Source organism: Streptomyces sp. MAR4 CNX-425, assembly GCF_048656465.1.
In the GTDB taxonomy this organism is placed as follows: Bacteria; Actinomycetota; Actinomycetes; order Streptomycetales; family Streptomycetaceae; genus Streptomyces.
Genome location: NZ_JBMDLF010000003.1, coordinates 771,319 through 779,115, shown reverse-complemented (window position 1 = coordinate 779,115; position 7,797 = coordinate 771,319). Strand labels below are relative to the sequence as shown.

Below are 7,797 nucleotides of genomic sequence, written 5' to 3'. Positions count from 1 at the left end.
GATGCATGCGCGGGTGCCGCCGGGCCGGGAGATCCACACCCGGTTCCTGCGGTTGGACGGCGGGGTGCGCATCGAGGTGCACGACGTCTCCGACGACCGGCCCGTGCCGCGGACGCCGGACGAGTCCGGTGGCTACGGACTGATGCTGGTGGCGGAACTGGCGTCCGCCTGGGGCGTGGAGAAGCGCCAGGGAGTGGGTAAGTGCGTGTGGGCCACGGTGACATCGCGGCGGACGCTGGATTCTCCCCCCGTGCGACGGGCGTCAATCCAGCCTGCGCGCGCATGATCAGCGCTTGGTCGAGATCAACCACGTGGACGAGTGCGCGGCCGTGCTCGGAGAGCCCTGGGCCGTGTGTGGGCCGGGGCTTGTCGGCTCGTCCCGGGGCCGGAAGGATTTCCACGTGTGGGTTCAGAAGCTGCTGGCCGCCACGGGCCGGGATTCCGGGTGCTTCGGGATGGACTGGCGGCGGGCCGAGGGGGAGCTGGGCACCCGGCTTCCCGCCGACTACAAGGCCCTCTGCGAGGCCTTCGGCGTCGGGGTGTTCTCCAGGTTCGTCGAGATCATGGCGGTGGACGAGGAGGGGGGACCGGACGACCTCGTCCGGCACTGGAAGCGGCGGCTGGAGGGAACGAGGAGCGGGCTCCTCGCCGGGAGCGCCCGGTCGCTCTACGCGCCCTACCGCCTGTATGAACCCGGCTCCGGCGGACTGATCGAGTGGGCGTCGGCGGAGGGGCGTGAGCTGTTCTTCTGGCTCGCGGACGACGGCGATCCGGGGTCGTGGCCGGTCCTCGTGCACGTGCCGGACGCGCCGCCCGGCGAGTGGCTGCGGTATGAGATGCCGGCCACGGAGTTCCTGTACCGGCTTCTCACGGAAGCGGACTTCGGCCCTTTCCCGCCCGTCGCGCAGGTCTTCCCCCGCCCCCGGTTCGAGACCCTCGACGAGGTCTGGACCCAGCCCCTCTGAGGTCAGAGGGTCGGCCAGCCCTCCTCGCGGAACTCGCACCAGACCTCCTTGCCCTCGCCCCGCGGCTCCGTGCCCCAGTCGCCGGACAGCTCCTGCAACAGGAACAGTCCCCGCCCCGACGACGACAGCTCCCCCGGGTGCCGCAGGTGCGGCAGGCCCGTGTCGGCGTCGGCGACCGTCACGCGCAGGGTGCGGTCGCCGCGGGGGCCCGTGACGTCGGCGCTGATGTCGGCGTCGCTGTCGGTGTGCAGGAGTACGTTGGCGACCAGCTCGGAGAGGACCAGCTCGGCGGAGTCGACCTGCGCGGGGGTCGCCCAGTCGAAGAGCATCGCGCGGAGTTCGTGCCGGGCGTCGGCGGTGCGCTGCTGCTCCGCCTGGGGGACGGTGAGGTGCATGTGGCGGCCCGTGCCGGGGCCGCCGGGTTCGCGCATGGGGATGTCGCGGGTGATCAGGACGAGGGCGATGTCGTCCTCGCGGCGTTCGGCGTGCGGGCCGGGGGTGGCGTGCGAGTGGGGGCCGCTGACGGCGTCGATGAGGGCGTCCGCGAGGGTCTCCAGGTCGTCGCCCACGTGCCCGGCGAAGACCCGGCGCAGCCGGTCGCGGCCGGTTTCCAGGTCGTGACCGCCGGTCTCGATGAGCCCGTCGCTGCACAGCAGCATGAGCTCGCCGGGCTCCATGACCAGCCGGGTGACGGGGTAGTCGGGGTCCTCGACGACGCCGAGGGGGAGGCCGCCCTCGGTGGGGCGGACGAGGAGGGTGCCGTCGCCGATGCCCATCGCCGGGTCGAGGTGGCCGGCGCGGGCGATGGTGAGGGTGCCGGTGGCCGGGTCGGCCAGGATGTAGAGGCAGGTGGCGAAGCGGGGGTCGGCGTCGTCGGGCGGGCCGTCGCCGTCGAGGCCCTCGCGCTGGTTGAGCTGGGTGAGGAAGTGCGAGGCGCGGGTCAGTACGGCGTCGGGGTGGTGGCCCTCGGAGGCGTACGCGCGGATGGCGATGCGCAGCTGGCTCATCAGCCCGGCCGCCCGCACGTCGTGGCCCTGGACGTCGCCGATGACCAGCGCCGTCTTGCCGGAGGGCAGTGAGATCACGTCGTACCAGTCGCCGCCGATCTCCAGCCCGCCGCCGGTCGGCACGTAGCGGGCGGCGACCGTCATGCCGGGCGTCGGCGGCACCTCCTCCGGCATCAGGCTGCGCTGGAGCCCGGCGGACAGCTCGCGCTCGGACTCGTGCACCTGCGCGCGGGAGAGCGCCTGCGCCAGCATGCGCGCCACGGTGGTGAGCACCGAGCGCTCGTCGGGCGTGAAGGGCGCGGGGTGCGAGAAGGCGGCGAGCCATACGCCGATGGCCCGGCCGGCGACGATGAGCGGTACGTACGCCCACGAGCGCCGGCCGAGCCGCCCCGCGAGCCGCCACGCGCGCGGGAAGCGGCGGCGGTACTCCTCGCGGCCGGCGATGTAGATCGCGCGGCCGGTGCGGACGGCGACGCAGCCCGGGTAGTCGGAGTCGAGGGGGATGTCGGCGAAGGAGCCCTCGTCCTCGGGGCGGTAGCCGTGCTGGCCGATGAGGGTGAGGCGGTCGCCCCGGACGCCGAAGACGGCCATGCCGTCGGGTGAGAACCCGGGCATCGACAGCGAGCCGGCGACGCGCAGGACCTGGTCGGTGCCGCGGGACTCGGCGAGGGCGCGGCCGGCGTCGAGCAGGAACGCCTCGCGCGACAGCCGCCAGTCGCTGGTCAGCGGGGACGGTGGTGAGGTGCCGGCGCTGGCGCCGGGCAGGGGCTCGACGACCTCCTGCACGGTTCCGGACAGGAGGACGTCGTCGGCGGGGTCCCCTTCCTCTCCCGGTCCGCCCTCGCGCCCCTCCCGGCCCTCGCGCCCCTCCCGCCCCTCGCGGCCCGCCCGCCCCGGCCCGCCGTGGCCCCCGTCCACCGCCCGCCCGTCGCGGAACGGCCGCATCCTGGTCCGTACGACCCGCAGCACCGCCCCCCGCTCGTCCACGATCCGCAGCTGCGCCTCCGCCACGGTGCCCTCCGTGCGGGCCAGGTCCATCGCCCCCGCCAGCTCGACGTAGTCCATCCCGTGACAGCGGCCCCGCACGGCGGCCGCCGTCGTCTCCGTCCGCCGCGCGGGCAGCCCCACGAGCCGGGCGGCCTCGGCGTCCATCGTCACGGTGCCGGAGGCGGTGTCCCAGCTCCACACCCCGGTGCCGACGGCAGCCAGGACCTCCTCGGTGCGCATTGCCCTATTTTAAGGTGATTGCCCGCGTGCGGCCGGGGAAGCGGGGGGCGGTAGTCTGGCTCTGCCGAAGTTTGAGCAGAGCCAAGACGACGAGTCGGACGAACTGGATAGATGATGCACCGGTACCGGTCCCACACCTGTGGCGAGCTGCGCGCGAGCGACGTCGGCGGCGACGTCCGCCTCTCCGGCTGGCTGCACAATAGGCGCGACCTGGGCGGCATCCTCTTCATCGACCTGCGCGACCACTACGGCATCGTCCAGCTCGTCGCCCGCCCCGGCACCCCCGCGAACGAGGCGCTGGCGCACCTCACCAAGGAGACCGTCGTACGGATCGACGGCCGCGTCGTCTCCCGCGGCGCCGAGAACGTCAACCCCGAGCTGCCCACCGGCGAGGTCGAGGTCGAGGTCGGCGACGTCGAGGTGCTCGGCGGCGCCGAGCAGATCCCGTTCACGATCAACGCCGAGGACGGCGTCGGCGAGGAGCGCCGGCTGGAGTACCGCTTCCTGGACCTGCGCCGCGAGCGCATGCACCGCAACATCATGCTGCGCACCGCGGTCGTCACCGCCATCCGGCAGAAGATGACGGCCCTCGGCTTCAACGAGCTGACGACCCCGATCCTCTCGGCCACCTCCCCCGAGGGCGCCCGCGACTTCCTGGTCCCCTCCCGGCTCCACCCCGGCACGTTCTACGCGCTGCCGCAGGCCCCGCAGCAGTTCAAGCAGCTGCTGATGATGGCCGGCTTCGACCGCTACTTCCAGATCGCGCCCTGCTTCCGCGACGAGGACGCCCGCGCCGACCGCTCGCCGGGCGAGTTCTACCAGCTCGACATGGAGATGAGCTTCGTCGAGCAGGAGGACGTCTTCGCCGTCATCGAGAAGGTGATGACGGAGCTGTTCGAGGAGTTCGGCAACGGCAAGCACGTCACGTCGCCGTTCCCGCGGATCCCGTTCCGCGAGGCGATGACGAAGTACGGCACGGACAAGCCGGACCTGCGCGCGGAGCTGGAGCTGACGGACGTCACGGACGTCTTCGCCGGCAGCGACTTCAAGGCGTTCGCCGGCCGGCACGTACGCGCCCTGCCGGTGCCCGCCGTGCAGGACCAGCCGCGCAAGTTCTTCGACGCCCTCGGCGACTACGCCGTCGAGCAGGGCGCGAAGGGCCTGGCGTGGGTGCGCGTCGGCGAGGGGGGCGCGCTGACCGGGCCGATCGCGAAGTTCCTCACCGAGGAGAACGTGCGGGTGCTCACCGAGCGCCTGGGCCTGGCCGCCGGGCACGCGGTGTTCTTCGGGGCCGGGGAGACCGACGAGGTCTCGAAGATCATGGCCGCGGTGCGCGTCGAGGCCGCGAAGCGCGCCGGGCGGTTCGCGGAGGACGTCTACCGGTTCTGCTGGATCGTCGACTTCCCGATGTTCGAGAAGAACGAGGACACGGGCGCGATCGAGTTCTCCCACAACCCCTTCTCCATGCCCCAGGGCGGCGTCGAGGCGCTGGAGGGCAAGGACCCGCTGGACATCCTCGCGTACCAGTACGACATCGTCTGCAACGGCGTCGAGCTGTCCTCCGGCGCGATCCGGAACCACGAGCCGGAGGTCATGTTCAAGGCGTTCGGCATCGCGGGCTACAGCAGGGACGACGTCGAGCGCGAGTTCGGCGGCATGCTGCGCGCCTTCCGCTTCGGCGCCCCGCCGCACGGCGGCATCGCGCCCGGCATCGACCGCATCGTGATGCTGCTGGCCGACGAGCCGAACATCCGCGAGACGATCGCCTTCCCCCTCAACGGCAACGCGCAGGACCTCCTCATGGGCGCGCCGAGCGAGGTCGACGAGGCGCGCCTGCGCGAGCTGCACATCGCGCTGCGCAAGCCGCAGCCCAAGTAGGCGGCGGAAGCGGCGCCCGGCGGGCCCCCGGGCCTTAGGTGGTGCCAGGTACACCCCGGAGCCGGGTGGGCATCCCATGGGGCCCGCGGACGGAAATTCCTACGTTGATGTCATCCGACATCGCAGAGGGGAATCCGTCCCATGTGGGCCATGGCCTTCCGTACGCTCCGCCACCGGACCGCCGCGCTGTCGGCGACCTTCCTGGCGCTCTTTCTGGGCACCGTCATCGTGATGACCTGCGGCGGTCTGCTGGAGACCGGCGTACGCAACAACGCGCCGGCGCAGCGGCTCGCGGGCGCCGACCTCGTCGTCGCCGGCGACCGGGAGCGCCCCCGCGGCGACGAGACCGTCGTCCTCGACGAGCGCCCCCCGCTCGACCCGGCCCTGGCCGAAGCCGTACGCGACGTCCCCGGCGTGGAGCGCGCGGTCCCCGAGCGGGTCTTCGCCGCCGCCGTCCTCGGGGACGGGGACGCCCCCGAGGCGCGGGGCCACGGCTGGTCCTCCGCCGCCGTCACCCCGTACGAGCTGACCGCCGGCCGCGCGCCGGACGGCCCCCGCGACGTGGTCCTCGACGAGGCCACCGCCGGCGCGTACGGCCTCCGCCCCGGCGACGAGGTGCGCGTCGCGGCGCGCGGCGGCGCCGAGGCGTACCGGCTGACGGGCGTGGTCCGTACCGGGCACGCCGTCGGCCGCGGCGCCGTGTTCTTCACCGACGAGCGGGCCCGCGCCCTCGCCCCCGCGGTCGCGGACATCGCCGTCACGGCGGCGCCGGGCACCGGCCACGGCGCGCTGAAGGAGCGGCTCGGCGACGTCGTCCGCGACCACGCCGCCGCGGGGGAGACCCCGGCGAAGGTGGTCGGCGGCGACGACCGCGGCGCCGTCGAGTACCCCGAGGTGCTCACCCGCAGGGAGGACCTGATCGCCGTCGCCGGCGCCTTCGGCGGCATGGCCACCGTCGTCGCCGCCTTCGTCGTCTCCGGCGCCGTCGCGCTGTCCGTCGACCGCCGCCGCCGCGAGTTCGCCCTGCTGCGCACCATCGGCGGCACCCCGCGCCAGCTGCGCCGGCTGCTGCTCGCCGAGACGCTGCTGGTGGCGCTGGTCGCCGCGGCGCTGGGCTGGTTCGCCGGGCCGCCGGCGGGGGAGCGGCTGTTCGAGGAGTTCACCGGCAGCGGCGTGGTCTCCGAGGCGGTCTCGTACGAGCAGGGGTGGATCCCCGCCGTCGCCGCGGGCGGGGCGCTGCTGCTGACCGCGCTGTTCGGCGGCTGGCTCGGCGGCCGGCGCGGCGTGAAGATCAAGCCGGTGGAGGCGATGGCGGAGGTGACGCTCGGGAACCGCTGGGCGCACCCGCTGCGTATCGTGCTGGCCCTGGTGTTCCTCGGCGGTGCGGCCGCGCTGGCGATCCTGACCTGGACGCTCTTCGCCGGCCCGATCGCCGCCAGCACCGCGGGCCCCACGATCCTCTGCGCCGCCATCGGCCTCGCGCTCCTCGGCCCCGGCCTGACGAAGCTGTGCACCGCGCTGGTCTCCGGCCCGGTCCGGGCGTTCACCGGCGCGAGCGGCGAACTGGCGGTCGCCACCGCCCGGGCCCGCGCCGTGAAGATGGCCGGCGTCGTCACGCCCGTGATGCTGGCCGTCGCCATGGCCACCGGCAACCTGTACCTCCAGACCACGCAGACCGACGCGTCCCGCGAGGCGTACGCCGAGACCCTCCGCGCCGACGCCGTCGTCGAGTCCCCGGCCGGCACCCTCGACCCGGCGCTCGCCGCCGAGGTCCGCGCCGCGGACGGGGTCGCCGCCGCCGGCGCGTACGTCACCGGCACCGGCTGGATCGACGGCGTCGGCGACGAGGACGGCGTACCCCTCCAGGGCATCGACGCCCGCGGCGCCGCGCAGACCACCGCCCTCGACCCGGTCGCCGGCGACGTCGCCGGCCTCACCGGCCGGACGGTCGCCCTCCCCGAGGGCGCGGCCGGCGGCCGGGGCGTCGGCGACACCGTCGAGGTCCGCTTCGGCGACGGCACGAAGGCGGACCTGCGCATCGCCGTCCTCTTCGACGGCCGCGACGGCTACGACACCGTGTTCCTGCCCGTGGACCTCCTCGCCGGGCACACCGACGGCGGGCTGCCGCAGCAGGTTCTCGTACGGGCCGAGGACGGCGTCGGCGCCGCCGGGCTGACCGCGAGCCTGGAGAAGGTCCTCGCGGACCACCCCGGCACCGCCGTCACCGACCGGGACGAGCTGATCGAGGCCAACATCGAGGACACCGAGACCCAGGCGTGGGTGAACTACCTGATCCTCGGCATGATCGTGGCGTACACCGCGATCTCCGTGGTCAACAACCTGGTGCTCTCCGTCTCCGGCCGCCGCCGCGAGTTCGGGCTCCAGCGGCTCGCCGGCGCCACCCGGCGGCAGGTGCTGCGGATGCTGACGATCGAGGCGCTCATCGTCGCCGGGATCGGCGTGGTTCTCGGCACGGCGGCCGCGGCGACCGCGCTGGTGCCGTTCAGCCACGCCGCGGCGGACAGCCTGCTCCCCTCCGGCCCGCTGTCCATCTACGGCGCGACGGTCGCCGGCGCCGTCGCCCTCGCCCTCACCGCCACCCTGCTGCCCGGCTGGGCGGCCCTCCGCACGCGCCCCGCGGAGGCGGCGATGGCGGAGGAGTAGAGCGGGTGGGCCCGCCCCGCGGACGGGGCGGGCCCCGGTGTCTTGCGGCGGCACCG

General features: G+C 74.2%; 5 protein-coding genes. 4 read left to right on the top strand and 1 reads right to left on the bottom strand.

The genetic code is table 11. The features are described from left to right. A partial coding sequence (locus ACHZ99_RS13175) for an ATP-binding protein (protein ID WP_420304666.1) occupies positions 1-286 on the top strand: 286 nt, incomplete at its 5' end. A 115-nt stretch (positions 287-401) separates the two neighbouring features. Then, complete coding sequence (locus ACHZ99_RS13170) at positions 402-965, top strand: SMI1/KNR4 family protein (RefSeq protein WP_420304665.1); 564 nt, start codon at positions 402-404, stop codon at positions 963-965. 2 nt (positions 966-967) lie between these two features. On the opposite strand, the gene ACHZ99_RS13165 is transcribed toward ACHZ99_RS13170, so the two are convergent. Further along, a complete protein-coding gene (locus ACHZ99_RS13165) occupies positions 968-3,199 on the bottom strand; it encodes a SpoIIE family protein phosphatase (protein ID WP_420304664.1) in 2,232 nt (743 codons plus the stop codon). A gap of 114 nt (positions 3,200-3,313) precedes the next feature. On the opposite strand from ACHZ99_RS13165, the gene aspS reads away from it, so the two are divergent. Both aspS and ACHZ99_RS13155 read left to right on the top strand, forming a co-directional pair. Then, a complete protein-coding gene (aspS, locus tag ACHZ99_RS13160) occupies positions 3,314-5,077 on the top strand; it encodes an aspartate--tRNA ligase (RefSeq protein ID WP_420304663.1) in 1,764 nt (587 codons plus the stop codon). Between the two features lie 150 nt (positions 5,078-5,227). Further along, complete coding sequence (locus tag ACHZ99_RS13155) at positions 5,228-7,741, top strand: ABC transporter permease (RefSeq protein ID WP_420304662.1); 2,514 nt, start codon at positions 5,228-5,230, stop codon at positions 7,739-7,741. The last annotated feature ends 56 nt before the right edge of the window (positions 7,742-7,797 follow it).